At 45.3% G+C, this 26290-nt stretch carries 25 protein-coding genes and 2 tRNA genes; 15 read left to right on the top strand and 12 right to left on the bottom strand.

Going from position 1 to position 26290, the window contains the following annotated elements; translation table 11 throughout:
* The 3 genes from H6G03_RS14690 to H6G03_RS14680 all read right to left on the bottom strand — a co-directional run bounded on the left by H6G03_RS14690 (position 1) and on the right by H6G03_RS14680 (position 3351).
* Positions 1 to 849 carry an STAS domain-containing protein gene (locus H6G03_RS14690; protein ID WP_190465112.1) on the bottom strand — a complete coding sequence of 283 codons (849 nt, stop codon included), beginning with the start codon at positions 847 to 849 and terminating at the stop codon, positions 1 to 3.
* A 188-nt stretch (positions 850 to 1037) separates the two neighbouring features.
* Positions 1038 to 1799 carry a hypothetical protein gene (locus H6G03_RS14685; RefSeq protein WP_190465111.1) on the bottom strand — a complete coding sequence of 254 codons (762 nt, stop codon included), beginning with the start codon at positions 1797 to 1799 and terminating at the stop codon, positions 1038 to 1040.
* A gap of 310 nt (positions 1800 to 2109) precedes the next feature.
* Positions 2110 to 3351 carry a class I SAM-dependent methyltransferase gene (locus H6G03_RS14680; protein WP_190465110.1) on the bottom strand — a complete coding sequence of 414 codons (1242 nt, stop codon included), beginning with the start codon at positions 3349 to 3351 and terminating at the stop codon, positions 2110 to 2112.
* A 414-nt stretch (positions 3352 to 3765) separates the two neighbouring features.
* Here H6G03_RS14680 and H6G03_RS14675 point away from each other — a divergent pair, with 414 nt between their 5' ends.
* From H6G03_RS14675 to H6G03_RS14610, 14 genes are all read left to right on the top strand, one after another.
* Entirely contained in the window at positions 3766 to 7164 is a 3399-nt protein-coding gene (locus H6G03_RS14675) for a phycobilisome rod-core linker polypeptide (RefSeq protein ID WP_190465109.1), read from the top strand.
* A gap of 601 nt (positions 7165 to 7765) precedes the next feature.
* The gene (gene apcA, locus H6G03_RS14670; protein WP_190465108.1) at positions 7766 to 8251 is read left to right on the top strand and encodes an allophycocyanin subunit alpha; all 486 of its coding nucleotides are present in this window, start codon (positions 7766 to 7768) and stop codon (positions 8249 to 8251) included.
* Positions 8252 to 8318: 67 nt separating this feature from the next.
* Positions 8319 to 8804, top strand: coding sequence for an allophycocyanin subunit beta (gene apcB / locus H6G03_RS14665; protein ID WP_190465107.1), 486 nt, complete (start codon positions 8319 to 8321; stop codon positions 8802 to 8804).
* 223 nt (positions 8805 to 9027) lie between these two features.
* Positions 9028 to 9231 (top strand): phycobilisome linker polypeptide, encoded by a 204-nt coding sequence (locus H6G03_RS14660; RefSeq protein ID WP_190465106.1) that lies wholly within the window; start codon positions 9028 to 9030, stop codon positions 9229 to 9231.
* Between the two features lie 262 nt (positions 9232 to 9493).
* On the top strand, positions 9494 to 10690 hold the full coding sequence (locus H6G03_RS14655; protein ID WP_190465105.1) for an FtsW/RodA/SpoVE family cell cycle protein: 1197 nt from the start codon (positions 9494 to 9496) through the stop codon (positions 10688 to 10690).
* An 83-nt stretch (positions 10691 to 10773) separates the two neighbouring features.
* Entirely contained in the window at positions 10774 to 11763 is a 990-nt protein-coding gene (locus H6G03_RS14650) for a pentapeptide repeat-containing protein (RefSeq protein ID WP_190465104.1), read from the top strand.
* 15 nt (positions 11764 to 11778) lie between these two features.
* Positions 11779 to 12987 (top strand): SDR family NAD(P)-dependent oxidoreductase, encoded by a 1209-nt coding sequence (locus tag H6G03_RS14645; RefSeq protein WP_190465103.1) that lies wholly within the window; start codon positions 11779 to 11781, stop codon positions 12985 to 12987.
* Between the two features lie 36 nt (positions 12988 to 13023).
* A tRNA-Met gene (locus tag H6G03_RS14640) sits at positions 13024 to 13096 on the top strand.
* Positions 13097 to 13697: 601 nt separating this feature from the next.
* On the top strand, positions 13698 to 13994 hold the full coding sequence (locus tag H6G03_RS14635) for a hypothetical protein (protein ID WP_190465102.1): 297 nt from the start codon (positions 13698 to 13700) through the stop codon (positions 13992 to 13994).
* Complete coding sequence (locus H6G03_RS14630; protein WP_190465101.1) at positions 13981 to 14277, top strand: 2Fe-2S iron-sulfur cluster-binding protein; 297 nt, start codon at positions 13981 to 13983, stop codon at positions 14275 to 14277. Before H6G03_RS14635 ends, H6G03_RS14630 begins: the two co-directional genes overlap by 14 nt.
* Positions 14278 to 14318: 41 nt before the next feature.
* On the top strand, positions 14319 to 14534 hold the full coding sequence (locus H6G03_RS14625; RefSeq protein WP_190465100.1) for a Nif11-like leader peptide family natural product precursor: 216 nt from the start codon (positions 14319 to 14321) through the stop codon (positions 14532 to 14534).
* 37 nt (positions 14535 to 14571) lie between these two features.
* The gene (locus H6G03_RS14620) at positions 14572 to 15021 is read left to right on the top strand and encodes an ankyrin repeat domain-containing protein (RefSeq protein ID WP_190465099.1); all 450 of its coding nucleotides are present in this window, start codon (positions 14572 to 14574) and stop codon (positions 15019 to 15021) included.
* Positions 15011 to 16291, top strand: a complete 1281-nt coding sequence (locus H6G03_RS14615) for a SagB family peptide dehydrogenase (RefSeq protein ID WP_190465098.1) — start codon at positions 15011 to 15013, stop codon at positions 16289 to 16291. Before H6G03_RS14620 ends, H6G03_RS14615 begins: the two co-directional genes overlap by 11 nt.
* Positions 16292 to 16373: 82 nt before the next feature.
* Positions 16374 to 16447: transfer RNA gene (locus H6G03_RS14610), tRNA-Glu, on the top strand.
* A gap of 170 nt (positions 16448 to 16617) precedes the next feature.
* Here the strand turns inward: H6G03_RS14610 and H6G03_RS14605 are convergent.
* From H6G03_RS14605 to H6G03_RS14565, 9 genes are all read right to left on the bottom strand, one after another.
* Positions 16618 to 19962: a WD40 domain-containing protein gene (locus H6G03_RS14605; protein WP_242056965.1), complete on the bottom strand. Its 3345-nt coding sequence runs from the start codon at positions 19960 to 19962 to the stop codon at positions 16618 to 16620.
* 69 nt (positions 19963 to 20031) lie between these two features.
* Entirely contained in the window at positions 20032 to 20457 is a 426-nt protein-coding gene (locus H6G03_RS14600; protein WP_190465097.1) for a hypothetical protein, read from the bottom strand.
* On the bottom strand, positions 20454 to 22298 hold the full coding sequence (locus H6G03_RS14595; protein ID WP_242060401.1) for an AAA-like domain-containing protein: 1845 nt from the start codon (positions 22296 to 22298) through the stop codon (positions 20454 to 20456). The genes H6G03_RS14600 and H6G03_RS14595 overlap by 4 nt, the downstream gene beginning before the upstream one ends.
* 232 nt (positions 22299 to 22530) lie before the next feature.
* Positions 22531 to 22755: a hypothetical protein gene (locus tag H6G03_RS14590; RefSeq protein ID WP_190465096.1), complete on the bottom strand. Its 225-nt coding sequence runs from the start codon at positions 22753 to 22755 to the stop codon at positions 22531 to 22533.
* Between the two features lie 14 nt (positions 22756 to 22769).
* Positions 22770 to 23429 carry a hypothetical protein gene (locus tag H6G03_RS14585; protein ID WP_190465095.1) on the bottom strand — a complete coding sequence of 220 codons (660 nt, stop codon included), beginning with the start codon at positions 23427 to 23429 and terminating at the stop codon, positions 22770 to 22772.
* A gap of 156 nt (positions 23430 to 23585) precedes the next feature.
* Positions 23586 to 23972, bottom strand: coding sequence for a hypothetical protein (locus H6G03_RS14580; RefSeq protein WP_190465094.1), 387 nt, complete (start codon positions 23970 to 23972; stop codon positions 23586 to 23588).
* Between the two features lie 36 nt (positions 23973 to 24008).
* Positions 24009 to 24362: a hypothetical protein gene (locus H6G03_RS14575; RefSeq protein WP_190465093.1), complete on the bottom strand. Its 354-nt coding sequence runs from the start codon at positions 24360 to 24362 to the stop codon at positions 24009 to 24011.
* Between the two features lie 125 nt (positions 24363 to 24487).
* A complete protein-coding gene (locus H6G03_RS14570; RefSeq protein ID WP_190465092.1) occupies positions 24488 to 24925 on the bottom strand; it encodes a hypothetical protein in 438 nt (145 codons plus the stop codon).
* Between the two features lie 439 nt (positions 24926 to 25364).
* On the bottom strand, positions 25365 to 25838 hold the full coding sequence (locus H6G03_RS14565) for a VOC family protein (RefSeq protein WP_190465138.1): 474 nt from the start codon (positions 25836 to 25838) through the stop codon (positions 25365 to 25367).
* A 125-nt stretch (positions 25839 to 25963) separates the two neighbouring features.
* On the opposite strand from H6G03_RS14565, the gene H6G03_RS14555 reads away from it, so the two are divergent.
* Complete coding sequence (locus tag H6G03_RS14555; protein WP_190465091.1) at positions 25964 to 26125, top strand: hypothetical protein; 162 nt, start codon at positions 25964 to 25966, stop codon at positions 26123 to 26125.
* Positions 26126 to 26290 lie beyond the last annotated feature (165 nt).

The following is a 26290-nucleotide window of genomic DNA, read 5'->3' as shown; positions in this document are numbered from 1 at the left end:
TTAGCGTCCGATCGCAATTCCCGATCGTTTTAAAGCCAGGGCAAAAGCATCCGCTAGCGTCGCCTTAGTCGTTATATCCGCTAAATCTACACCCAAGTAGACTATTGTTTGCGCGATTTGAGGGCGAATACCGCTGATAATACAATCAGCCCCCATTAAACGAGCCGCAGTTACTGTTTTTAATAAGTGCTGGGCCGTCAGCGTATCGACTGTGGGCACTCCCGTAATATCGATGATGGCAACTTGCGAACCCGTCTCGACAATTTTCGCCAACAGAGATTCCATCACTATTTGGGTGCGGGCGCTGTCCAGGGTGCCGATGATCGGTAAGGCTAAAATGCCTTCCCACATCTTTACGACTGGCGTTGAGAGTTCCAATAACTCTTCTTGCTGGCGCAGGATCACCTCTTCGCGGCTTTTCTGATAAATCTCGGTTGTCCACAGACCCAGTTTGTCTAAGAGGTTGGTAGCAGACAGAATTTCTTCGACAAGAATTTCGTTATCTTGGAGTTCCTGACGCAGGCGCTGGAACAAGGGCTGCTTAAAGGAAAATACAAAGCTGGCTGTTTCTGTTGGGCTGAAGCCTTTCTGAGAGCGCGATCGCGAAATGGCAGCCAGCATATCCCGCACGCCACGCCACTCAGCCGATTGGATCTCGGTTAAGTTGCCTCGCTGGACAGCCTCTGCAAACAAGTCGAGGAATTCTTTACACTCTTCGCGCAGTTCGCTTTCCCTATACAAGTCTTTACGGATACCTGTTGCCATTTGCTCTTTCAGCCACTCTGACAACAGTTCGGCTTCGCGATTTTTCAGAATGTCTGGGATTTTGCTCTGTCTGTTTAAGTTCATTTGCATTCAAAACGCAGTAGGGGCAGGTTTTGTTGTTAGTTCTTTGGTTTCCATTACAAGTTTATCTGCTACCCGTTTAATTTTGATGTTTGCACTGATGGGGAAAAGGATAGATCGTTTTTCCCAAACACTAGACATATAAAAATTTGATGTTTACCATACAACGTGCGATCGAGCCATCGATATTGCTATGACACCCTACTTGGCACTGGCAGAACATTCTGCCAATAAAAAGCTTCTTTCGGTAGCGACACAGCATCAATCCTTTCAAAATCTGCACGGTTTGACTGAAAATCTGAATCGGCGCGATCGTATGCCAGCGGTGTTTCCTGATTGTCTGGAAGATAAGCCCCGTAGTATCGAAAAGTCGCATCTAAAAACCCGAATTTAGATGACATCGTTGCCAACGACATTCGCATTTCTTCTTCAGTTACCTGTCTCAGCGTACTACAAAACAGGTGTCTATACCATGATGGGATAGGGCTACTAGGATAAACACATTCTTGAACTATTTCTATATCCCAATATCCAGCACCCCAAAATCGATCGCCAATCTTCTCATTTGGTTCGCGGTCATCAAATCCAAAATGGTAGTGTTCGACAAATTTGTCTTGGTAGAACATTTTGAATTCACTCCAGCCACTTGTACCTTGATGGGTAAGCACAATAGCTTTTGTGTCAAGAAAAAGCGCCAGAGCAAAAGCTATCTCTTCGCGTGCGAATCCCCACCAAATTGTCCAACTGTGTCCGACATATTGCCAGAGAAAACGCTTTTCTTTCTCCTGCAAATCTGCGGAAAAAATATCTATGCAGCATTCACCACGGAAATAATTAGAAAGAGCAGAACTGACAACATCAATTGGAGCTTCGATAAGGGTGACACCAAATCGCTTGTACATTCCGCCAGTCATACCGAACCCTCGTTTTTCTGCTTTATTCTGATTAGACATAGAATTTAGTGAACCGACAGCAGCATAACTATTTATTAAACAGCGAGCGCGAATATAAGCTTTGTCTGATTAACCCTCAACAGGTTTGATTTCTTTGATTCATGCTCAATTTTTCTTCCCAATCTGTCTCATCCAAATTTATAATGCTCGTCGAAATGTCGCTTTTGAACGACAGATATATTTGGAGAAGATATCGATATGTTCTCAAAGATTGAGAACATATCGACGTAACTCATCAAGACTCATAGCATCCGAGTCAAATGCTGTTCTAACTCCTCACCTCCTGACAGTTTATATTCCTGTGTCTGAGCTACAATTTTTCCTTCTCTGGCGTTAGCAAAATCAGTTGTTGAGATAAGAGCGATCGCACTTCTTCCACACCCAATTTTACCTCTGCTAAAATATCTGCCACTGTTCTTGTGGAATGGGCATTCTGCCCGTCCTTATGTTTGGAATTATCATCGCAAGCTTGCAAAAATTTAAACTCAATTTCTGACAAATTTACAATTTCATAATCGTAATTAAATAAACACCGACTCGGCCATCCATCCATACAAGGATTGCGTTCTGGAATCGCCGCCAATAACGCATCATTCGATGACCAATTTGCTTTAGGTAAAGGGGGACGTGCCAGAAAAAATTCGTAATGGGTGATGTTTTCCGGATCTAATAATTCAATTAATCGATAACGTTCGCGATCGCTCAATACTTCCGCCCGTTTCATCAGTTCCGGATTTTTACCCAAAAGTCTTTCCAACTGCCAACTTTTCGGGTTAGAAAATCCCACAAAATCTAACTCAGAAGCATCAATTAATTCAAATAAAGTATCGATGTTGTAATCAATTTCTTGGGGATGAACGTACATATCGGCAAAACTTTCATCGCGCTGATTTTCCAAAGACCATCTTTCTTTTTCGCGCTTGACAATACGGTTATTTTCTGGTAAAGCAGCGAAGATTTGCCGTCCCACTCGCACACCATCGCGGTAATCTTGTGGCCCAGGTGTCCCCGCTTGCGATCGACCCTGAAGGAGAGCGATCGCCTTCTGCATCAGCTGAATTTCCCAACGTCCCAGTTCTGCATAGACAAAAATGTGCATCAGTCCCCCAGGCGCTAACTTCGCCGCCAAAGACTGAATACCCCGCTTTGGATCGGGCAAGTGGTGGAGTACGCCCACGCAGTTGATCAGGTCAAACTGACCGGGGAGTTGTCCCGCATCGTACAAACTGAGGTGATGGAACTCGACTCGATCGGCACCCGATCGCTGACAGCGCTCTTTTGCCACCGCCAAAGCACCACCGCTCAAATCTATGCCCACAACTTGAGCTTTGGGATTGAGGTGTACTAAGTACTCAGTTCCCACCCCCGTACCGCATCCAGCATCCAAAATCCGGATCTCCTGCGTCTGAGGTGTTTGCCCCGTGCAAAAGTTATAGGCCGAAAGCCAATTCCAACGCCAGTTATAGCCGGGGGGCGGATTATCCAGCAGCGGTTCTGGCGGAAAGGGATATGTATCGTAAAGACGTTCAACAGCGGAAGTAATATCTTGCATTTTTTTAGGGGCTGGGGGTTAGGGCGTCGGGGTTAGGGAGGAGGGAGAGGGAACAGGGAAGAGGGAAGAGGAAAAGGGAAAAGATTTATTCTCCTGCTCCCCCGCTCCCCCGCTCCCCCACTCCCCCGCTCCCTTGTTGTAACAAAACTTATCAAGTCTCTCAGCTACTTTGTCGCAATCCAGTATGATTACGGAATACACAGCCGATGAGGGTTATACACATTTCTTAATAAATGAGTGTGACAAGCCCGAAACATTCTAATCTAAAGACTGGGCTGATTAATCCCAGGCAGTCGTGATGGCATCCTTTCTAAGCCTTCTTTCGCAGGCGAAATTGGATTTGGTCGAACTGCTAAGCGGCACCCCGGTCGGGTATAAGACGATAACGATTCTATAGGGAGCTTTAGAGAACCGATGAGTGTCAAAGCAAGTGGTGGAAGCTCAGTTGCGCGTCCGCAACTATATCAAACCTTACCAGTTGCAACCATTTCCCAAGCGGAACAACAAGACCGCTTCTTGGAAAGCGGGGAATTGAACGAACTGGCGAACTATTTCAGCTCGGGCGCTAAGCGTCTGGAGATTGCTGGCACGCTGACCCAAAACTCAGATTTGATCGTGTCCCGTGCCGCCAACCGGATTTTTGTTGGTGGTTCGCCGATGGCTTTCTTAGAAAAGCCAAAAGAACCAGCAATGAGTATGGTTGGGGCAGGGATAGACGTAAAAGAATCGATGAAGCTGGGAACAGCGACATATGTAGAAACTAGCGGTGGCTTCTTTGAAGGATTGCGATCGCTATTTAGTGCTTCTGGTGGCGGACCAGTTCCCCCAGGTTTCCGACCGATCAACGTTTCCCGCTATGGCCCCAGCAATATGCAGAAATCGCTGCGGGACTTATCGTGGTTTTTGCGCTATGCCACTTATGCGATCGTCGCAGGTGACCCCAACATCATCGCCGTCAACACGCGGGGATTGCGGGAAATAATTGAAAATGCTTGCTCCGGAGAAGCAACCCTCGTAGCGCTGCAAGAAATGAAAGCGGCGGCGTTGGGTTATTTCCGACAAGATCCGGTCGGGGCAAATATTGTTACCCAGTACATGGACGTTCTGATTACAGAATTTAAAGCCCCAACTCCATCTGACAAACTGCGGCAACGTCCTTCTGGCGACCAACAAGGTTTGCAGCTGCCCCAGATTTACTTTAATGCGGCAGAGCGGCGTCCCAAATTCGTAATGAAACCGGGACTTTCCGCCAAAGAAAAGCAAGAAGTTGTTAAAGCTGCTTATCGGCAGGTATTTGAGCGGGATATCACCCGCGCCTATTCCTTGGGAATTTCCGATTTGGAATCCAAGGTTAAGAACGGTAACATTTCCATGAAGGAATTTATCCGCCGCTTGGGTAAATCTCCCTTGTATCGGAAAAACTTCTTCGAGCCATACATAAACAGTAGGGCACTGGAACTGGCATTCCGGCATATCTTGGGACGCGGGCCGTCCAGCCGCGAAGAAGTGCAAAAATACTTTGCGATCGTATCCCAAAAAGGTCTAGCCGGTCTGATTGACGCTTTGGTAGATTCCCAGGAATACGCCGACTACTTTGGTGAAGAAACAGTACCCTACATCCGGGGATTGGGTCAAGAAGCCCAAGAATGCCGCAACTGGGGGCCGCAGCAAGACTTGTTCAATTACAGTGCCCCCTTCCGCAAAGTACCGCAATTTATTACTACCTTTGCGGCATACGAGCGGCCACTGCCCGACCAACACCCATACGGTTCCGGTAACGACCCGCTGGAAATTCAGTTTGGGGCAATCTTCCCGAAAGAAACGCGCAACCCCAGCACCAGACCGGCACCTTTTGGTAAAGATACCCGTCGCATCCTGATTCGTCGCGGCCCAGGGATTAACAACCAAGTCAGCAATCCCGCAGCGCGGGGTGTGGCTCCCGGTTCTCTCGGCCCGAAAGTGTTCAAACTGGATCAAATTCCCAGCTTTACGGGTGGCAAATTCGGGAAGCGTAGCGTGTCAACCCAAGGTGTGAGCGTCAAATTCTCGGAAAGCTCCACCCAAGCGCTCATCCGTGCCTGCTACCTACAAGTATTCGGGCGGGATGTGTACGAAGGTCAGCGGCTGAAAGTGCAGGAAATCAAGCTGGAAAACGGCGAGATTACCGTGCGGGAGTTTATCCGCGCCTTGGCGAAATCAGACTTGTTCCGCAAGCTGTACTGGACACCATTCTACGTGTGTAAGGCGATCGAATACATCCACCGTCGGTTGTTGGGTCGTCCCACCTACGGGCGTCAAGAAAACAACAAATACTTTGATATTTGTGCCAAAAAAGGCTTATACGCTCTGATCGATGCCATTATTGACAGCCCAGAGTACGGCGAGTCGTTTGGAGAAGACACAGTTCCCTACGAACGCTACATTACTCCAGCAGGTTTGGCTCAACGCAGTCTCCGCGTGGGCAGCATCGGCGAAACTGGTGCCAGAGTCGATAAGGAAGAAACGCCGTTATTTGTCGAACTCGGTCAAGTCACCGAAATGCGGACAGAACCCGATATTCAGTTCCGCATTAACCAAGGGGTGAGCAAGAAACGCGATCAAACCAAAGTCTTCAAGCTGACAGACACCAGCGACAAGAAGGCTGTAGAAACGCTGATTCGCGCTGCTTATCGACAAATCTTCGAGCGCGATGTAGAACCCTACATCGTCAAGAATGAATTCACCGCTCTGGAAAGCAAACTGGGTAACGGTGAAATCAACCTCAAAGAATTTATCACCGGCTTGGGTGAATCTCAGCTTTACATCAAAGAGTTTTACACCCCGTATCCCAACACCAAGGTAATCGAACTCGGTACCAAGCACTTCCTGGGACGGGCTCCTCTGGATCAAGCAGAAATTCGCAAGTACAACCAGATTCTCGCTTCTGGCGGTATCCGTGCCTTTATCGGTGCGATGGTGAATAGCGCCGAATACGCTCAGGCATTTGGTGAAGATACGGTTCCTTACAATCGTTTCTTGACCCTGCCGGCAGCTAACTTCCCGAATAGCCAAAAACTTTACAACCAGTTGACCAAGCAAAGCGAGGAGGTAGTAGTACCCAGCTTCTCTACAACGAAGCCTCGCATGGACAGCACCAAGATGCCGTTGATGAGCAAAGCAATGGCAGACTTGGCGCGTCAAGCAAAGGCGATGGACAAGAGCAAGCCGCTGTTTATCGAGTTGGGACGCTCCTTCAGCAACGGTCAAGGGCAATCTGTGGAAGTGGGTGTCGGTACTACCCGCCGCAAACCAGCGCGGATTTATCGCCTGACCCCTGGCGCTAATCAAGGTGAAACAGCTCTGGTTATCAACGCCATATACTGTCAGGTGATGGATGTCTTCAGCGGTCAAGTGCCCAACGAGTTCCGTCGTTCTGACTTGGAAAGCAAACTCCGCAACGGCGAAATTTCTGTGCGCGAGTTTGTGCGCTTCTTGGCGGGTTCGGAGATCTATCGCCGTCGTTTCTACACGCCATATCCTAACACTAAGGTGATTGAATTCTTGTTCCGGCATCTGTTGGGCCGCGCACCGGCTACTCAGTCGGAAATCCGTCAGTACAACCGCATTCTGGCCGAGAAAGGGCTGAAGGCGGCTGTGGAAGCTGTCGTTGATAGTCCGGAGTATGCCCAGTACTTTGGTGAGGATGTGGTGCCTTACCCGCGCTTCCCATCTCTCCCAGCGGGCAACTACCTGGGCAGCGTCAAAGCTGCTTCGGATCTGGTCAAGCAGCCTTGGTCTAGTCTGTCGCCCTCCTATCTTGGCGGTCGCTTCTAAGTAGGGAGAAGGAAAAGCGTCGGGGCTAGGGGCTAGGAGCTAGGGGCTAGGGGCTAGTGGCTAGGGGCTAGTGGCTAGGGGAAGAGGGAGAGGGAGAGGGAGAGGAAGAGGGAAAAGATTTATTCTCCAGCGCCCCCGCTCCCCCGCTCTCTCGCTCCCCCGCTCTCCCGCTCCTCCACTCCCCCGCGCCCCCTTCCTCTATGCAAAAAATTAATCCGCCTTATCTTCTACTACTGAAGATAGGGCGATTTCCTGTTACGTCTGATTTGGCAAGCCGCAGATAAACATGAGGAGATTTATTACAAAGTATTAAGAGCAGAGTCAAAATGTGAACGTAATGTCGCAAAATATTTGCGAAGGTAGCTGTGTTTCAAATCAGATGTAGTTCTGATAACCTAAAAAACTTGAAGAATGCTGAAGCTCTGCTCAGAATAAATTTCGATCGAACATTGTTCTGAGAATTGAGTGTAAATGCTTCGAGAATTCAAGTAAGCTACACAGTGGGTGTGTGCAAAGACGCGATCGCGACGAAAGCACACACAATCGATGCAAACGCCAGTTTAATCACATCTGGTTACATCTTTTTTGGAGGATTCCGTTAATGAGTATCGTCACGAAATCCATCGTGAATGCAGATGCTGAGGCTCGCTATCTCAGCCCCGGCGAACTGGATCGGATCAAGAGCTTCGTAACGAGCGGTGAGCGTCGTCTACGCATCGCCCAAACTTTGACCGACTCTCGCGAACGCATCGTTAAGCAAGCTGGCGATCAACTGTTCCAAAAGCGCCCTGATGTAGTTTCTCCCGGTGGCAACGCCTACGGTGAAGAAATGACCGCTACCTGCCTGCGCGACCTAGACTACTATCTGCGCCTGGTTACTTACGGAATCGTAGCTGGCGATGTCACCCCAATCGAAGAAATCGGTTTGGTGGGCGTTCGCGAAATGTACAATTCTCTGGGCACCCCCATTCCTGCCGTAGCTGAAGGCATCCGTGCTATGAAGAACGTTGCCGCCTCTTTGCTGTCTGCTGAAGACGCATCTGAAGCTGGCTCCTACTTCGACTACGTGATCGGTGCGATGCAGTAGGACGAGTGTCCTCTGGAAAGCACTCAATTAAAAATTCCCAGATTAGGTGACTTAAGGAAGCAAAAAGATGCAAGACGCGATTACCGCTGTTATCAACTCCTCTGACGTTCAAGGTAAGTACCTGGACACCGGTGCTTTAGAAAAGCTCAAAGGCTATTTCCAAACCGGCGAATTGCGGGTACGCGCTGCTACCACTATCGCTGCTAACGCCGCTGCGATCGTTAAGGAAGCAGTAGCTAAGTCCCTGCTGTACTCGGATATCACCCGTCCCGGTGGCAATATGTACACCACCCGTCGCTATGCTGCTTGCATCCGCGACTTGGATTACTACCTCCGCTATGCTACCTATGCGATGTTGGCTGGCGACCCCTCCATCCTCGATGAGCGCGTACTCAACGGTTTGAAGGAAACCTACAACTCCTTGGGCGTTCCCGTCTCCGCTACCGTTCAAGCTATCCAAGCTATGAAGGAAGTTACCGCTAGCCTCGTAGGTGCTGATGCCGGTAAAGAAATGGGCGTTTACTTCGACTACATCTCCTCTGGCTTGAGCTAGAAAAGGCGAAAGTGAAAAGTGAAAGGCCAAATGACTTTTAACTTTTGAATGCCTGACTTTTGACTTTCACATGGTCTGGGAAGTCAGGAGTCAATGCTAGAGCGTTATATATTTGTCTAATTGACTGGATAAGTTTTAGCGGCTAGTATTTACTCTTGACTCCCAGACCTTGGTTTATCATCATCACTTCAAACGTCGATCGGATGCCAGGAGAAAATAACTCATGCGGATGTTCAAAATAACTGCTTGCGTTCCCAGCCAAACTAGAATTCGCACTCAACGGGAACTGCAAAACACATATTTTACGAAGCTAGTGCCGTATGACAACTGGTTTCGCGAACAGCAACGGATTATGAAAATGGGCGGCAAAATCGTCAAAGTTGAACTGGCGACTGGCAAGCCTGGTGCTAATACAGGATTGCTGTAATTCTGGAAAAAACCTTTACAAACTTCGCGAAATAAAATCGTCCCGTTGTGAAGATTGGGAGATTCAAAAAAAGCCGCCTGCGAATACATGGCTTGCAGTCATGCGATCGCAGGCGGCAAAGTTTTTTTAATTTTTGCAAAGTTAATGCAGAGTGGGCGGCCAAATATGATAAGGGTAAAAAGACTATTTTTGGCGATTGCCCCAGTTTCTGCGATCGCGATTTAGTAAACCTAATATATTGCGTAGTGGTAGGATCGACCTTTTGGCAGTTAACTTACGTCACCTAATACCCTTCTTTGATGGCGATCGAGAAGAATGGGGAATACAAGCCAGATTGTTGCGTTGGCTGACATTCCTATGGCTGTTTATGGGAATTGTGGTCTTGTTCTCAGCATCTTACCCTGTAGGCGATGCCTATTACGGAGACGGACTGTACTACGTTAAACGCCAACTCATCTCTATTTTGATGGGTATGGTGGGGTTTAACCTGATCGTGCGTTTCCCACTTCGCTACATCTTGGGAATGGCGCACTGGTTTGTAGTACTGCTGTTGGGATTAATTATCGTAACTTTGATTCCAGGTCTGGGAACTACAACCAATGGTGCCACGCGCTGGCTGGCTTTGGGCCCTATGCCGATTCAACCCTCCGAGCTGATTAAGCCTTTTTTGGTGTTACAAAGTGCGCGGATATTTGGCCAATGGGATCGGCTGAGATGGAAAGTACGTCTGACTTGGCTGTTTATTTTCTCTGTCGTACTTTTGGGAATTTTGTTGCAGCCTAACTTAAGTACGACGGCGTTTTGCGGTATGACGATTTGGCTGATCGCTTTAGCCGCCGGCTTACCTTATATTCAACTGGGGGGAACCGCTTTCGCTGGTTTGCTCTTGGGTATTATCAGTATTACCAGAAATGAATATCAGCAAAAGCGGATCATGTCTTTTCTCAATCCCTGGGCAGATCCGATGAAGAACGGTTATCAGTTGGTTCAAAGTCTGCTAGCAGTAGGTTCTGGTGGGGTTTGGGGCAGTGGATACGGGCTGTCTCAGCAAAAGTTATTTTATCTGCCCATTCAGTACACCGATTTTATCTTTGCGGTATTTGCAGAAGAGTTTGGCTTTGTGGGCGGCATGGTGCTGTTTCTGCTGCTTTTTGGTTATGGGACAATGGCTTTGATTGTGGCGATGAAGACTCAAAATGTCGTTCATCGACTGGTAGCGATCGGCGTGATGATTTTGTTAGTGGGACAGTCGCTAATGAATATTGCTGTGGCGACGGGTGCGCTACCGACGACGGGTTTGCCTTTGCCTTTGTTCAGCTATGGCGGTAATTCGATGATTGCGAGTTTGCTGGCAGCTGGATTGTTGATTCGCGTGGCAAGAGAGAGTAGCGAAGCAGAGGTGGTGTCTCTGGAAGAGAAGCGATCGGCTGTGAAACGGGGACGACGCAGAAACAATTAAAAATTCTCAATCGAGTTCGATCGCTGTTTGTAGTTTGTGTATTACAATAATACAAAAAAAGCCAACTTGTTTGGACTTTAGTTATGCCAGAAAAATTCGATCGGCCCAAAGACACCGATGCTGTACTTGGCGGACATTCTCCACCCCCACGCACTGGTGCAGTACTGGGAGGATTAAGCGGAGTCAAGTGGAGGCTGACAAGTGGCGTAGCAGAGCATCGCATAGAGGCACTTTATGAGGCTCTGAAATATGGCGATGCAGGTTTTGAATTGGTAATTCAGGGATTACTTGATGAAGCCGAACAAGTACAAGAAATTGCCTACTATTTATTGGTTGGAAAAGTGCAACAACTCACCCTACTTCAAAAAGGAGTTGCTATTTGGAATGGATGGAGGAAGTGGAATATCTTGATAAGGAATTTCGATGCAGACCTTCGCGGGGTTAACTTGAGCGGGATGAACCTCAAAAGGGCTAATTTTAGACAGTGCAATCTCACGGGAGCTAACTTCAGCGGCGCAGATCTTAGCGAGGCTAAACTCTACAAAGCAAATCTCAGCGAGGCGAACTTTACGGGGGCTAACCTCAGTGGAGCCAATCTCAACGGAGCTATTTTGCAAGGGGCAATTTTTGAGGAAGCAAAACTCGATAAAGCTAATTTTAGTAGAACAAACCTCAGTCAATTTAATTTTCGCGAAACAATTCTGCAAAGAGCTAACTTTACTAAAGCCCAGTTGGGTAAAGCTGACTTCACCAGAGCAAATTTGAAAAAGTCGAAATTTATTAAGGCTAATCTTCATCAAGCCAACTTTACCGAAGCCGATGTAAGCGGCGTAAACTTTAGAGGAGCTAACCTTAGTGGAGTGAACCTGAGTGGGTTTAACTTGAGCGGACTTAACTTCAGCGATGCTAATCTTAGAAAGGCTAATCTTAGTAGTGCGAACTTTCGAGGATCGAACCTCAGCGGCACTAGCTTTATTGAGGCTAACCTCGTTAAAGCTAACCTCAAAAAAGCTAATCTCGCATTAACTAATTTCCAGAAAGCTATCATGCCTAATGGCAGAATACATAAGTAGTCACCTAAATTTACCATGCACAAGCCGCAACGTTGCATTGTCTGTAAAAATATTTTTTCAGGGTGGCATTTCTTTTATCCACAACTCTGCATAAACTGCGGCGATTTCAATTATGCGAAACGAAATCAAACTGCTGACTTGAAAGGTTTTTTTGCCTTAGTCACTGGAGCCAGGGTAAAAATTGGTTACGCAGTGACTTTGAAATTACTCAGAGCAGGTGCAACTGTTATAGCTACGACACGCTTCCCTCACGATGCGGCTAAAAGATATGCGAGTGAATCAGATTTTGGCGAATGGAAAAATCGCTTACACATTTATGGGTTAGATTTGCGAAATATTGCGAGAGTTGAGCGATTCACGCAAAATATCGCCAGCTTTTATACGAGACTCGATATTATTATCAACAACGCGGCGCAGACGATTCGCCGTCCACCAGCGTTTTATCAACATTTGGTAGAATTTGAAGCTTTATCTTTGACTGAGTTGCCGGCAGAAATTCAGCCTTTACTTGTTGGCGATCGCTCTTTGGCTATTGGCAAATTAAACGAAGAGACAAAGTTTCTCGGATCTGATGAAGGAAAAGATTTTGAAGATGCAATTGTAGCAAATAACTTATCTTTACCAATCAATTCTGCTCTAACGTCGCCACTTCCCTTACTTCCGGGTGACGAGCAAGAAGACGCGGCTTTATTTCCGCCGGGAATGTATGAACAAGACGGACAGCAGATCGATTTGTGTCCATTTAATAGCTGGCTGATGAAAGATGATGAAGTGAGTATTTTGGAACTGCTGGAAGTTCATGTAATTAATGCGATCGCACCCTTCATTATCAATAGCCGACTCAAGAAATTGATGATAGATAAAAAAGAAACCAGTAAATATATAGTAAATGTTTCTTCAATGGAAGGAAGATTCAACGGCGTTGATAAACCTTGGCGGCATCCTCATACTAATATGGCAAAAGCTTCGCTGCATATGATGACTCGCACTTGCGCGAAAGAATACGCCAAACATCACATTTTTATGAATTGCGTTGACCCAGGATGGATTAGCTTTCAACATCCTTATCAGATTGCTAAAGCAATGCAAGAACGGGGAGATAAACCGCCTTTCGATGCGATCGATGCAGCAGCGCGTATCTGCGATCCAATTTATGTAGGATTCAACGAAGGACGTAATTTGTTTGGTAAGTTCTTCAAAGATTATACCGAAACAGAGTGGTAATTTGAATAGCGGATTTAAACTATAATTTAAGTATTCGGCAGTGTAGCTTAATGGTAGAGTATCGGTCTCATAAACTGAGAAGGCGGTTTGATTCCGTCCGCTGCCACCAGCGACGTAGTTCAAATAGTAGAATACTTTGGAGCAGACCAGGAGATACGGGTGTAAATCCCGTCGTCGCTATTTAATTAAAATTTAAAAATATGAAAATTCTAGCGTACAATAAATGCACAAGGCAGCCTAGTTCAATAGTAGAGCCCAGTGCTTGAAAAACCGAGATGGGGGTTTGATTCCGCCTGCTGCCACCAACGAGGTAGTTCAAATACCAGAATGCTTGAGAGCAGACTAACTGGAGTGTATTAACAGATGCCATTTGTGCCTTAAGTCGTCTATTACAACGACTTAAACATATATGGCCACAATATAAAACCTTTAAAATCACTTACGTCAATAATAGCTCATAAATAGATTACTCTGTTTTCTCTTGGCTATCGTTTGAAAGTAAGTATTAGATACAATTTTATATAGTAATTAACACTTATTAAAAAAAATAAATAAATTTCTTATTCAGTATTTTAGTATTGAAAAATACCGAATTATTAGGTTAATTCATGTCTAATATATAAAAGTTATGTTGTGCGGGAGATGCAGCACTCCCATGCTTGGAAAGATGAAACTAACCATCGCTGGTAATTAACAGTGTTGAGCGAACTATGAACATAGATTCCATCGAGCAGGAAGCGATCGCAGATACAGACACAATAATGACGACAGTAGTAATTAGTGCAGTCGCCAGTCAATGCGTTTTAGCAAGACAAATGATTGATGTTTTGGGCCGTCCTGGTATAGACAATGACATGGAATTTATAGGATCGGGCGATCGATGGGCGATTAGTTGGACAGAACCCAAGCTCACACTAAACGAAACAAAAACATTAGTAAATAAAGCCATTAAGCCAAAATGGGAACTATCTAGTAATTGGAAGGAAAAAAATTATGGCAACTTATAAGGTAACTTTAATTAACAAAAACCAGAGTTTCCTAAAAACAATTGATGTACCTGATACTGAATATATCTTGGGAGAAGCCGCTGAATATGGCATCAAAATTCCCTTCGAGTGTGTGGTAGGATCTTGTGCCATGTGCCAAGCAAAGATTGTATCTGGAACTGTCGATCAATCCGAACAAATGTTCTTAAGCGAAAAACAAATAAGCGAAGGATATGTGTTGACTTGTGTTGCCAAACCGACTTCTAATTGTATACTAGAAATAGAGTTAGAAAACTATCTCTAAACCAATTGAAAAGGGGAAGAAAAACCACAAAGGAGTTCATCATGTCTATTAGTAAAATCAAATCTTTTGCTAAAAAAACCGTAGAGGATTCCCAACTTGCAGAGCAGTTAAAAGGTTGCGAACGGGTTAAGGAATTAGTCGCTCTCGCCAAACAAAATGGATTTGACTTTGCGGAAGAAGAACTTTATCCACCGAACGAACCTGGATTTACCGCCGAACAGTTACATCCTAAACTGGTCAAAGTGTTACTGCGGTAACCATTGCTTTTAATACAAAATAGAATGGGTGAGGATAATGATAGTGCTGTCATTGCAAGAAATGAATCAATGGCTGTTAGCCAACGAATTCGATCCTAGCGATCTGAATCAACGGGGCAGTAATGGCGATACAGCTATGATGAAAGCGACCCAAGCAGGTGAAATAAACATTGTGCGATCGCTCATTGATGCAGGGGCAGACCTAAACATCAAAAATAACGATGGCAACAATGCTTTATGGTTTGCTTGTTTTCGCGATCGCTTTGACCTGATTGACTTACTCCTAGAGGCTGATATTGATATCAATAATCAAAATGATAACGGTGCAACAGCACTCATGTATGCAGCTTCCGCAGGTAAAACAGCAATCGTAAAGGCGCTTTTGGCAGCCGGAGCAAATTCTCAGTTGAAAAATTTGGATGATTTCCAGGCGGTAGATTTTGCCGCTAATCTTGAGATTTTAAGGATTCTGAAAAATGCTGCCTAAACTTCTCAAGAATGACTATCACGAAGCAACGAAACTTTCCTTCCTTTCGGTGCAAATTGACCCCAATTACGTTGATGCAGCAACTCAACCCGCTCCGTTTAAACGTTATCCCAAATTCTTTCGTAGATTTGCTCTGGATTTGGAAAATCCCACCCATTCTTTCTTACATTTTACCAGCGCCATTACGACCCAAAAAATGTACCGAGAAGGTGCTTATTCGCTGCGGGTAAATCCTTCGGCTGGAGCGCTTTATCCCACAGAGATTTATGTACAGATACGGGGAATTAATGGCCTTCTAGATGGTATTTATCATCTAGAAGTGGAAACGAAGTCTCTGACTTTGATATACGAATTAATTGATGATGGATTGGAAGGTTATCTAGTTGATAGCCGTCTCATTAAAGGATATATTTTTTTAGTTAGTTGCGTTTATTTTCGCTCCAGTTGGAAATACAAAAATCGCAGTTTGCGTTATTGTTTTTTGGATAGCGGTCATCACCTGGGTGCGATCGAAGCTTCTGCTTATGTACAAGATTACACGGCCCAAATTTTATTCGATTTCGATCATTTAGCGCTCAATGACGATCTGGGATTTGAAAATAAGGAATTTGTCACAGCCGCTATCGTCGTTGGGAATGTAAAGGAAAAACCAGTTCGCCGATTGCGATCGCCTATTCCTTTTGTGTGCGGCACTGATTATTTTGAGCCAAATCGGTTTGTTGAAGCAGGCTACAAACAAACTCTTTTACCAACAAATCATCAGCAGGAAATCTCACAACCTAACTTTCAGTTTGAAAAAGCAAAATTTTTACAATCAATTCAAAAGCGTCGTTCGGCAAGACGCTTTCACCAATCGCAAATTACCCAAGAGGAATTTTTTGCAGTTTGGGAATCACTCAACCAACCAATTGCAACTCAAAGTGATGACGCGATCGCAATTTATGCTGTTATCCAAAGTGTAGCCGGAATAGAACCTGGTATTTATCGGGGAAAAGAAAGCTTGAAAACAGGAAACTTCCGGGAAAAAATGGGTTATCTTTGCGTGAATCAAGCGATCGCACGAGATAGCGCTGTATTGTTCTTCTTTGTATCTGAATTTCAGAACTATCGAGTCGCTTTACAATTAGCAGGACTATTGGGGCAACGAGTTTATTTGAGTGCAACTTATCTGGGATTAGGTTGCAGTGGGATTGGAGCATTTTTTGATGATGAAACCCAGGCATTCTTGGAGGCCAAAGGAAGTATACTGTATGCGATCGCCATCGGGTAACTTCTGAGGGCGATATCATCTAAATTAACGGCAAAATAGTATATTCAAAAGGTGAAAATTCTACCTTATAATAAATGCACGAGGCAGCGTAGCTCAATGGTAGAGCGCCTCCCTTTCACGGAGGAAGAGAGGGTTTGATTCCGTCCGCTGCCACCAGCGACGTAGTTCAAATAGCAGAATCCCTTGGAGTAGACCAGGAGATGCGGGTGCAAATTCCGTCGTCGCTATTTACCGTGACATACCTTTAATCGTTCTCTCACTTCCCGATGAGTAGCCAAATAATCCTTCAACCAATCGCATCCCCTATCCAACAATTCATCTAATTCTTACACCCGCCATATTCTCACAGTACTGTCAGAACCGGCGGTAGCTAAACTCTTGCCATCATCGGTAAAAGTAACGCTGAAAATATCACCCGGTTGCGCTTTAAATTGCGCCATTAACAGCTGTCCGGATGGTTTATCAAACCTTACCCAAACTTTTACAGTACCATCTGCACCAGCAGTGGCAAGGCGTTGTCCGTCCGGACTAAAACTCATACTTCTGACTTCTCCTTGCTCGGTATTAAATTGAGTCACAATTTGCCCATAACCATCCCAAATTTTGACAGTACTGTCATCTCCAGCGGTGACAATCCGCTGTCCGTCGGGAGACCAAGATACGCTCCAAACTCGACTTTGATGCGCTTTGAAAGATAAAGGCAGCGGTTTTCCAGATTGGTTCCACAATCTCACAGTCCCGTCATCGCCGGCGGTGGCAATGCGCTTGCCATCCGGACTAAAACTCATACTCCTAACTTGTGCTTGCTCACTTTTGAATTCAGCTAATTGCTCTCCGGATTGATTCCAAAGCCGGACTATGCCATCGTCTCCCGATGTAGCAATGTATTGCCCATCACGGCTAAAACTGACACTCAAAACCCAAGTTTGATGAGCTTTAAAAGCAGAAATTAACTCCTGCCCAAATTGATTCCAAAGTCGCACCATGCCGTTAGAATCGGCTGTAGCAATGTTATTTCCGTTGGGGCTAAAACTGACGCGCCAAAATTCTTTATCTTTGAGCAATAATTGTTGACCTCGCGATACCGATCGCGACACTTGTAAGCCCCACAAATCTGCCAATCGCACCGTACCATCATCTCCAGCAGTGGCAATGCGCTGTCCGTCCGGGCTATCTCCTTTGGGACTGAAACTCACGCTCAAAACTTCACCTTGATGGGAGCTAAATTTATCTAATTGCTGTCCGAATTGATTCCAAAGTCGCACCGTACCATCTGCACCTGTAGTCGCAACTCGCTGTCCGTCCGGAGTAAAACTCACACTCCAAACTCCACCTTGATTGGTGTTGAATTTAGCTATTTCTTTGCCAGATTGTTTCCAAATTCGCACTGTACCATCTGCACCTGTGGTAGCTATGCGCTGTCCATCCGGACTAAAATTTAAACTCCAAACTCCACCAGGGTTACTTTTGAACTGATTTAACGGTTGTCCGGATAGGTTCCAAAGTCTTACTGTACCGTCATATCCTGCGGTGGCAATGCGTTTTCCATCTGGGCTAAAATTCATAGTCCTAATTTCGCCCTGTTCGCTATTAAATTTTGCTAATTCGTGCCCGGATTGGTTCCAAATTCTTACTACACCGTCAGCATCCGCAGTAGCAATGCCCTTTTCATCAGGGCTAAAACTCATAGTTCTAACTACACCTTTATACCCTTTAAATGGCAAAGCCAGAGGTTCTCCAAACTGATTCCAAAGTCGAATTGTGCCATCTGTTCCGGCGGTGGCAATGCGCTGTCCGTCCGGGCTAAAAGTTAAGCTTTTGACTTCTCCTTGATGGTTGTTCAGTATAGCCAGCAGTTTACCAGTAGGATTCCAAAGGCGCACTGTGTTGTCGTCTCCTGTGGAGACAATGCGCTTGCCATCGGGGCTAAAACTGACAGTCCAAACTTGACCTTGATGTCCTTTAAGTTGATTGCGTTCGTGGATTTTATCGAGGATGGTTTGTAAGGCTAGTAAGGGACTGACGGCTGGATAATTTTGGAAATTTTTGTGTTTTTTGACGATTTTTTGTAAGTCTTGTCCGACTTGCATTGCTGATACTAAAGCTTTGAGTTCTTCGCCTCCTTCTGCTTCAAATAATCTTAAGGAGTTCATGCCTCGCCACTCTAGTTTCAAGCCTTGCCATTCTTTTCTAAGGCTGGTAGCAGCTTGGAAAATAACTGTTGCTGTTACGGCTGATAGTACTGCGAGTACAGCGATACCTTTTTTGATTGTGCGATTGGCTTTTTGTTGAGCTTCGGCGAGAATTTGGTTGGCTTGTCTTTCGGTTTCTAAGGCGATTTGTACTTGTTTTCTGTCTAATTCTTGGCTGGCTGTTAAGAATTGGTAGTCGCGATCGCTCAAGCTTTGATCGGCTGCCCATTCTAAGGCGTCCTGCAATGCTTTGCCGCGTAGAAGGCGAGATTCATCTTGGCAATCCGATGCTAACCAAGCTGTGAGGGATTCTGCGTAAGGACGTAGATTTGCGAGGACAGTTTCTACCCAAATTTGGTTAAAAACAGCAGCATATATGCGATTGGCAATTTTTAGTTTAGCTTGCTGTTTGATTACTAATCCAGATAAGAGTAATTCTGTTTGTTCGGAACTGTTATCGGCTGGGATTTCACTTTGTTGGAGAACTTGCTGATATAATCCTAGCAATCTGCCAGTGCGCTGTTCGTTTCTTAAAAGGCGATCGCGTATTGTTTTGAGGTGTTTTGGTTCGTCGGTTGCTTCCCAGTTTTCGATCGTGTGCGATCGCACAATATTTTCAACCAATTCCGGAATTGCCGTAATTGCGTATTGGTTATTCCGATCTGACTGACTTGCTTGTTCCAGAATGAGCTTTAAAATCTTTTGGGTGAGAAACGGCTGTCCGCCAGTCCAGGCTAGCACTTCTGCTAAAACAATTTGCGGATTGGCAATTTTTTCGCCTAAACCTTGAGCTAAAGGTTGAGCTTCCTGTAATTGAAAGCCATTTAGTTGAATTGCTCTGCCAATATTAAAAGGCGTGCGATTTTTGTCTAGAATAAGATCGGATGGTGTCGCCACTCCCAAAAGCGCAAAAGTAAGGCGTTTGTATTCGGGGTTTTCGGCTCTTTGGTTATAACAATATCGAATAAATGCAAAAAAATCATCTATGGGAAAGTTTAAGCTGAGAACGCTATCGATTTCATCGATGAAAATAGCGATCGCTTGTTTGACTTCCACCAGCAGCACTTCTTGAATAAACTGACTCAAGCGTTGCACGGGGGAAAGAAACTCGCGATCGCGCCACCAAGTTCGCAGCTCGATTTTGTCAAATAAATCAAAACTATTGACTAAGGAATAGACTACACCTGCATACCACTGATTTTGGCTGACATCCCAATTCCCGATCTCGGAAAGGTCGATCGATGCACAAGCGATAGCATCTGCTTGCAACTTCTGCATTGTCCGCAGCTGCAAGCTGGACTTACCCATTTGACGGGAATTGAGTACGTAACAAAATTCGCCTGCTTTGAGTCCTTCATAAAAATCGCGATCGGCTTGTCGCTGCACGTAAGTAGGAGCATCAGGCGGTAGACTTCCCCCGACTTGATATTTATAATCATAATGATGCGAAAGTCCGGACTGATAACTTTCCACTTTCATATAGATGAACCCTATCAATTTTAGATTTTAGATTTGGGATTTTGGATTCTAGTTAAGATAGACTATTTCCTATTGGACTTCAAAATCCACATTTCTGATCGCGCTACTGCTACAGTTTACCTCTCTCTGGCGGGGAAAAGTTTTCACAGGTAGCAGCGAACCGGATTCGCTGCGAAAAACGCGCAGAACATAACGACCTGCTGGTAAAGACGATAATCGATAAGAAGGGTTAGAAGAATCAACGCGAGCCATCTTCGATGAAGGTGAATCGTTTTCTGAATCAGAAGGTACAACATAGTAAGACCGCTCCCTTTCTATGCCGCTCCCGAACAATCGCCCGCTAATCGAACAAGATTTTTGACCTTGTTTAGATTCCACTTTCATTTGACTTTGAGTTGCTGGAGTCAGCACCAAATCTGAGGCTTTAACAATATCTTTTAACCAAAAAGGTGCGAACAATATCGCAATCAGGGCTAGTTTTTGTAATGTCTTCATCCACTGCTTCCCAAGCGCTCCCGGAAATAACGACGATATAAATCGCAACGGGGTTTCACATCATTGCCTTGCAAATGTACTAACCCCATACTGTGTAACTGAAAAGCAATTTCTGCTTGTAAACGCACCGGGTTGGTTGTACTAACAACTTCCAGCATTGCTGCTGCTAACTCCGGATGTTGTTGCAAATTCCATAAGTGGCGTCGCAGGTGATCGCTGTAAAGTCCCGCTTCTGTGGGAGCAGTTTGCATAAGTTTGTCGAGGGAAATATCGCCACGAGCAATGTGATAGAGAGCAACCCGCACTAAATAGGGGTGTCCTCCCACTGCGTTCATCAATTCTTCTACATGGTCGGCGTTGCAATTGAGTTTGTAGCGCTGTGCCAATTCCAGCACTTGCTGGCTGGAAAATTCTGGCAATTCAATCGGCAAACCTACGTTGAAAGGTGATTGATTGATATCGAGGGGGATGTAAACTTCTGTGGAGTGTACGACGAGCAAACGCAGTTTTTTCCAGATATCGCGTTTTTTGGAATCTTCGTGCCAAGTTCGCAGCAGTCCAAAAAAGTCGTCGGCAATTTCTGGGTGTTGAAAAATGCGATCGACTTCATCCAGACCCAAAACCAGCGGCCTGTCTATTTCGGCGAGCAGATATTTTTCAAAGTAAGCCTTGCAGTTAACCTTGCTGCCAAAAATATCATCCCAATAGTCAGATAATTTATTGGGCAGCTGCAACTCCAAACCAACATAAGCGCAGAACCACTTTAAAAATTGCTCCAGGTTACTGAAGACCGATCGCTCTGCTAGCTGAAAGCTCAAACTTACCGTTTTATAACCTTGATTCGCTCCATAATTCATAATCCTCGCCATCAAGGAAGTTTTGCCCATTTGTCTGGGTGCTTTGATACGAATCAAGGCACCGGGTTGCAAAATCATTTCGTAACAGCGAGATTCGATCGGAGGTCTCTCTATATAAAAGAAGGAAGCTAAATCTACCTGACCTTCCGGTACTTCTGGGCCAGCGACTGGCAACGGGCGACCGTCTGGGGTTTCCCAAGCAACGGGTAAGTGGGAAGGATCGAGGATAAAAGATGAGGAATTGATTTGTTTTTCTTGAGTTCCTGTGAGTAGGTTCAGGATTTCTTGCACAATGGCGGGTGTGTCGCTGTCGCGTCGCCACTCTCGCTGGGGAACGCCCTGTAAGTGACTGCGGAGGTCGTAGCTGAGGGGCGAATCGAGGGGAAAATCGACGCGAATAGTTAAAATTGCCGGTTTGTTGTGGGCGGCACGCAATTCTTTGACGTGCTGTACTTCCTCAATGAGCATATCGCTGAAGGCAGATTGAGGACATAGCAACAGCACGAAGTAATCGCACTGCTTTAATTCGGTGTCAATGCGTTGCGGCCAATTTTCTCCCTGCCGGATACTCTCCTGTGCCATGAAAACTTGGTGTCCGGCTGCTTTCAAGGCTTCTGAGAGCTGCTGTGCTAAACGCAGATCTGGTTCTTGCGATCGATAAGAGATAAAGATATTGCGTTTTTGGGAATTCGGCTTGGCGACTCCTCCTCTCCCGTTACTTGCGGCTTCTTCACCGAGTCGCTGCGCCTGATTGAGCAGGTAAATGCGGAGACGGTTTTCTTTGCCTCTGGTGAAACCGTCGATCCCAAATTTGTTATAAACCTGACCCATACGTTTGAGGCAGGCACCTTCGGAGGTTTGCAAGAGCTGGGCGATCTCATCGTATTCTTTGTCTTCTGCAAATCGCAGCAAGAAGACTTCCTCCTGTTCTGGAGAAAGTTCGCGATCGTGCGCCATCTGTAATAGAAATTGACGCGAGAACATTAATTTATCGCCTCTCTAACGATACAACAGTTCAGACTCCTACAACCTCTTTAAGCGCTACCTCTGAAATAGTTTACAAAAATTATGGAGTTAAATAAACTCACCAAAGCAGAGTTTTAAGGTAGGTGCAGAGGCTGCCATCGGGGAAAAACTTCTTCCTTGGATCGATGCACGTAGGGCAACCAAGGTGAATGCCTCTGTTTATACAATAGCTTATTACTGCTTGGCTCATTTATGTTCGGCTGTGTTCGGCGATCGCTACCTCTACCTTGCCATACAAAGAAACCGGGTTTCTACGAAAAATGGTAGGTTTCACCGTGAACGATCGACGAAGAAACCCGGTTTCTCGCCCCAGTAAAAAAACACCGAGTCTGTTCGCCCACGCGAGACATCTGTCGGTGTTTGGGAGTTGGATGCGAAAAAAACAATATCCTACTGCGATGCGGAGCGATCGCATTTACCTCTGTTTGGTTATTCTACTTCAACGATTAAAGTCTGTCTCAAAATGCCGCTACCTGCGGTTGATTGCGCTACCGTTGTTTCAGCACCAGAAAACTCCACTTTCACTGAGTTAGTTGCAGGTTTATAGTTACCGGAAATTTCTATGGTGTGTCTGCCTCTGGTAAAACAATTTGATAAATTAATTCTACCTCCACGACCTCTGATTGTTTTTACAACTCTGCCGTTTACAGTAATTTCTGCATTTAATTGAGTGCCGGAATCAGTGGTTATTACCAAATTATGCGGTTGTTTTGCACTGCGAGAATCTAAATTAATGCGGGTAGTTTCTTGTTGTGATTGGGAAACATTCATATTTTCATTGTTCGGCTTTCTCGTGTGTGTTGGAGTTTGATTAACTCTAGGCCGTAACTTGGCCAATAACATATTTGCTTCTGTCGTATTTGTCGGCAAAACTTCACCGATATCCGTGTCGGGAATGTAAAATTCTTTATTTATATACAACAAATGATTCAAGTTGCTTGCCTTGGCAACCTTATCATCAATAATTTTATGGAAAATGTCGCTTTCTTCGTTGTTAGACTGAAGAAATATTTGCGCGACCGCCGCATGATTGTATGCGGTTACTAAAACAAGACATACCGTTGCAGATAACAAAAACATCTTATTCATGTAATTCCTCCTTGATTAATTAAGAAAAACGACGCTCAAAATTTAAAGAGTTAATTTTTTTAACTTCTAAAAAACTTTGAGCATCGTCAGTTCTCTTTGCGAGAGAGTGTGTATTAACTACCAGCTATTTTAGCAAATTGAGCGTAAAATTTTCCTTTATCGCCGCTGTAAATTTCTGTAGCGATCGGCTGGATTATTTACATCAATTGTGGGGTTAACTCGAATTTGAATTGTACGGCCACCAGCAATACCGTTCTTATTAGTACCGCGTATGGTTTGGCGGACATTTCGTTCTTGAACAGCCCGACCCGGCCCTACGTGAATTTGTTCGCCGGTAGTTACAATAGTGTTTCCAACACATCGACCTTCACTTTGCATTTCTACGTTGTTGCTGCGCTGTGCTGGGCCAGAACCGCTGACGGAAATTTGAATACCCTGATCGAATTGTACGCACTGTGCCCCAGCTGGATTGTTGGAAAAAGATTCAAAAGCTAGTGCTGTCGAAAAAGATAACAAGCTTAATGCGAGTAAAGAAATTTTCATGTCTACCTCTTGGAAAAACTAGGAATAAGAAATAGTTCAAATAGACATATCGACATAACCGTTAGCGCCTCTGTTACTATTAGATTGCTGCGCGGTTTGACGAACTCTGTTGCGATCTCCCCTGACATCGACTCCCTGGTTTTGGTTCTGTACGACAGCCCGGTTACCCGATGCTCTCTGACCCCTGTTGCTGGGACTGCGGTTGATATTAATCACCTGGATATATTTGTTTACAGTGTTGCTGTTACCAGCTACATTAGCGTTTTGCGAACTTTGTTGGGAGACAGCACTATCGCCGTTTCTGCTGCTGTAAGATTGCGCTTGGGCAGTCAGGGGAAACATCCCAACTGTGGCAACAGCCACAATACCAAATATGCAAGTTGTGTTCATAATCTTACTTTTTGTGAGTAGCAGCCTCTGCAAGGAGGAAGAAATAGCTTAGGCTTAGGAACGCTTAAAGCTTTTGGTTTCTTCCTCCACTACCAGAAAACTGAAAAAATCAAGGTCAAACCCTACTAAATGCCATTTTTGGCGCAAGTATTGTTGCAGGCATTGGAGCGATTAACGGGACGCTGTATGATGGGACGGCGGTTTTGGCCGCGACTGCTTTGATTGGATGTTTGATTTATATAGTTGCCATATCCAGAATTATTAGCTCCCTGAGATTGGTCTTGCACAATACCTTGATCGCCGCCTGTTGGACGACCGGAGATAGCTGACTGATTGGAATGTTGGTTAACACCGTTGCCGCTACCCTTGACCGTAGCTTGTTGGTTACTTGTCTGAACAACAGCGCTATCGCCACCGCGAGCTTGGCAGCAAGGATTGGGATTTGCTCCGGCAGATAAGGGAACTATTCCCAGAGTGGTCGCAGTCAAAATACCAACTAGATATGATTTCTTCAGTAAGTTTGCAAAGCTAAGGTCGGTTTTAATTGCGTTGATAGTAGCCATGTCAGTTTCTTCCTCTAGTACAAATTGTCGTTTGGTTCAGTTTCTCTGGGCTCTTCCGGACGCCTCCGTTAGCCTCTGAAACTATATTGACTTTCCTCTGATATCCTCGTCAAGCCTATTTACAAAACTTTACAAAATTTTTCTGGTTCTGGAATTTTGCCGCTTCCCAAGGTCGAGCAGCAGAGGGAGAGTGGGGGAGTGGGGGAGTGGGGGAGAGAACAACAACAGGTAACTTGCGATCGATAATCTGACGGCGCGAAGAAAGTAAACCGATCTATTTTCCAAGGGAAGAGAGAAAATATTAGACATCTTCACAAAAGGATCTTAAAGGCAGGCAAGATGCCTACCCCACAAGAATTTTTGGAGATGTCTATTAAGCCCGTCTCCTGGGAAGGAGACGGGCAAATGCAATCAACTCGATGGATCGATCGCTCTGGGACTAAGCCCCACCTGGCAACGGGTCGCAGCGAATTTCGATAATCAAACCATCCGGGTCGTAAAAATAAATTCCTCTTCCCGTAGGACGAGTTACTGGGCCACTATCTATTTGCACTTGATGCTGTTTCAGCACCTCAAGTGCTGTATCGAATAACTGTGGAGCGATATCAAAGGCTAAATGATTGGCGCGAGTAAAAGCGCGACTGGGGTCTGCATCTGGCGGCGATAGTTCCGGTTCCCAAAATAAATCGATCACCGTACCATCTGGAGTAACGAAGTTGGCAACTTTCCCAGCCGCTACCAAATCAACTAGCGTTTTGGGAACTTCATCCCCTGTGAGTTCGTGCAATCCCAAGATATTTCCGTAAAAATGACGAGAAGCCTGCATATCTTTGACGTTCAAGGCGATATGATGAACGCTACGCAGACTTCCTGGAACAAGCGCAGCCGTTTGGGATTGGGGGCTAGACAGCATGGCAGGAAGCGATCGACTCACATAACTGCCACCAGTTTAGCTCAAATGCTGCCAGAGTTAGATTTCTGTCTTAGCTAGATTTTATTAGGATGAAAGAGTAGAGATAGTTATACAGAAAAGACAAGATGAAAAAGCCAGTTTGGATGATATTAATATTAGCTTTATTAGTGATGGCGATCGTCTCGCCTTTTTCGGCTTTAGCCTTACTGATGATTGTCGTGTTAATTTCAGCAATTGTCTCGACAATCTTGACTTTGCTAAGAACTGCTCTTAGCGAAGATTTCTAAATCATCTAGATTCGATCGGCCTGTTTCTATTTGCATTATTCAATATCGCGAGGTTCTATTACCGAAAACCGTGCGTGAAAGCCCCTGGCTTTAGACATGGGGATGAAACGCACCTGGCGATTTTAATCGCCGTCAAGTCCCTGGTTTCCACTTCTGATTCTCAAT

The organism is Aerosakkonema funiforme FACHB-1375 (assembly GCF_014696265.1).
Classification (GTDB): domain Bacteria; phylum Cyanobacteriota; class Cyanobacteriia; order Cyanobacteriales; family Aerosakkonemataceae; genus Aerosakkonema; species Aerosakkonema funiforme_A.
This window is presented reverse-complemented; position numbering and strand designations above follow the sequence as displayed.

Coding starts and splice junctions, on each gene's coding strand:
- H6G03_RS14595 (WP_242060401.1), bottom strand. CDS start 22,298: ATGTTCTCGCGTCAATTTCTATTACAGATGGCGCACGATCGCGAACTT.
- H6G03_RS14685 (WP_190465111.1), bottom strand. CDS start 1,799: ATGTCTAATCAGAATAAAGCAGAAAAACGAGGGTTCGGTATGACTGGC.
- H6G03_RS14580 (WP_190465094.1), bottom strand. CDS start 23,972: ATGAAAATTTCTTTACTCGCATTAAGCTTGTTATCTTTTTCGACAGCA.
- H6G03_RS14555 (WP_190465091.1), top strand. CDS start 25,964: ATGAAAAAGCCAGTTTGGATGATATTAATATTAGCTTTATTAGTGATG.
- H6G03_RS14565 (WP_190465138.1), bottom strand. CDS start 25,838: ATGCTGTCTAGCCCCCAATCCCAAACGGCTGCGCTTGTTCCAGGAAGT.
- H6G03_RS14600 (WP_190465097.1), bottom strand. CDS start 20,457: ATGAAGACATTACAAAAACTAGCCCTGATTGCGATATTGTTCGCACCT.
- H6G03_RS14660 (WP_190465106.1), top strand. CDS start 9,028: ATGCGGATGTTCAAAATAACTGCTTGCGTTCCCAGCCAAACTAGAATT.
- apcB (WP_190465107.1), top strand. CDS start 8,319: ATGCAAGACGCGATTACCGCTGTTATCAACTCCTCTGACGTTCAAGGT.
- H6G03_RS14630 (WP_190465101.1), top strand. CDS start 13,981: ATGGCAACTTATAAGGTAACTTTAATTAACAAAAACCAGAGTTTCCTA.
- apcA (WP_190465108.1), top strand. CDS start 7,766: ATGAGTATCGTCACGAAATCCATCGTGAATGCAGATGCTGAGGCTCGC.
- H6G03_RS14680 (WP_190465110.1), bottom strand. CDS start 3,351: ATGCAAGATATTACTTCCGCTGTTGAACGTCTTTACGATACATATCCC.
- H6G03_RS14635 (WP_190465102.1), top strand. CDS start 13,698: ATGAACATAGATTCCATCGAGCAGGAAGCGATCGCAGATACAGACACA.
- H6G03_RS14575 (WP_190465093.1), bottom strand. CDS start 24,362: ATGAACACAACTTGCATATTTGGTATTGTGGCTGTTGCCACAGTTGGG.
- H6G03_RS14645 (WP_190465103.1), top strand. CDS start 11,779: ATGCACAAGCCGCAACGTTGCATTGTCTGTAAAAATATTTTTTCAGGG.
- H6G03_RS14605 (WP_242056965.1), bottom strand. CDS start 19,962: ATGAAAGTGGAAAGTTATCAGTCCGGACTTTCGCATCATTATGATTAT.
- H6G03_RS14620 (WP_190465099.1), top strand. CDS start 14,572: ATGATAGTGCTGTCATTGCAAGAAATGAATCAATGGCTGTTAGCCAAC.
- H6G03_RS14690 (WP_190465112.1), bottom strand. CDS start 849: ATGAACTTAAACAGACAGAGCAAAATCCCAGACATTCTGAAAAATCGC.
- H6G03_RS14625 (WP_190465100.1), top strand. CDS start 14,319: ATGTCTATTAGTAAAATCAAATCTTTTGCTAAAAAAACCGTAGAGGAT.
- H6G03_RS14585 (WP_190465095.1), bottom strand. CDS start 23,429: ATGAATAAGATGTTTTTGTTATCTGCAACGGTATGTCTTGTTTTAGTA.
- H6G03_RS14675 (WP_190465109.1), top strand. CDS start 3,766: ATGAGTGTCAAAGCAAGTGGTGGAAGCTCAGTTGCGCGTCCGCAACTA.
- H6G03_RS14570 (WP_190465092.1), bottom strand. CDS start 24,925: ATGGCTACTATCAACGCAATTAAAACCGACCTTAGCTTTGCAAACTTA.
- H6G03_RS14650 (WP_190465104.1), top strand. CDS start 10,774: ATGCCAGAAAAATTCGATCGGCCCAAAGACACCGATGCTGTACTTGGC.
- H6G03_RS14590 (WP_190465096.1), bottom strand. CDS start 22,755: ATGCGATCGCTCCGCATCGCAGTAGGATATTGTTTTTTTCGCATCCAA.
- H6G03_RS14615 (WP_190465098.1), top strand. CDS start 15,011: ATGCTGCCTAAACTTCTCAAGAATGACTATCACGAAGCAACGAAACTT.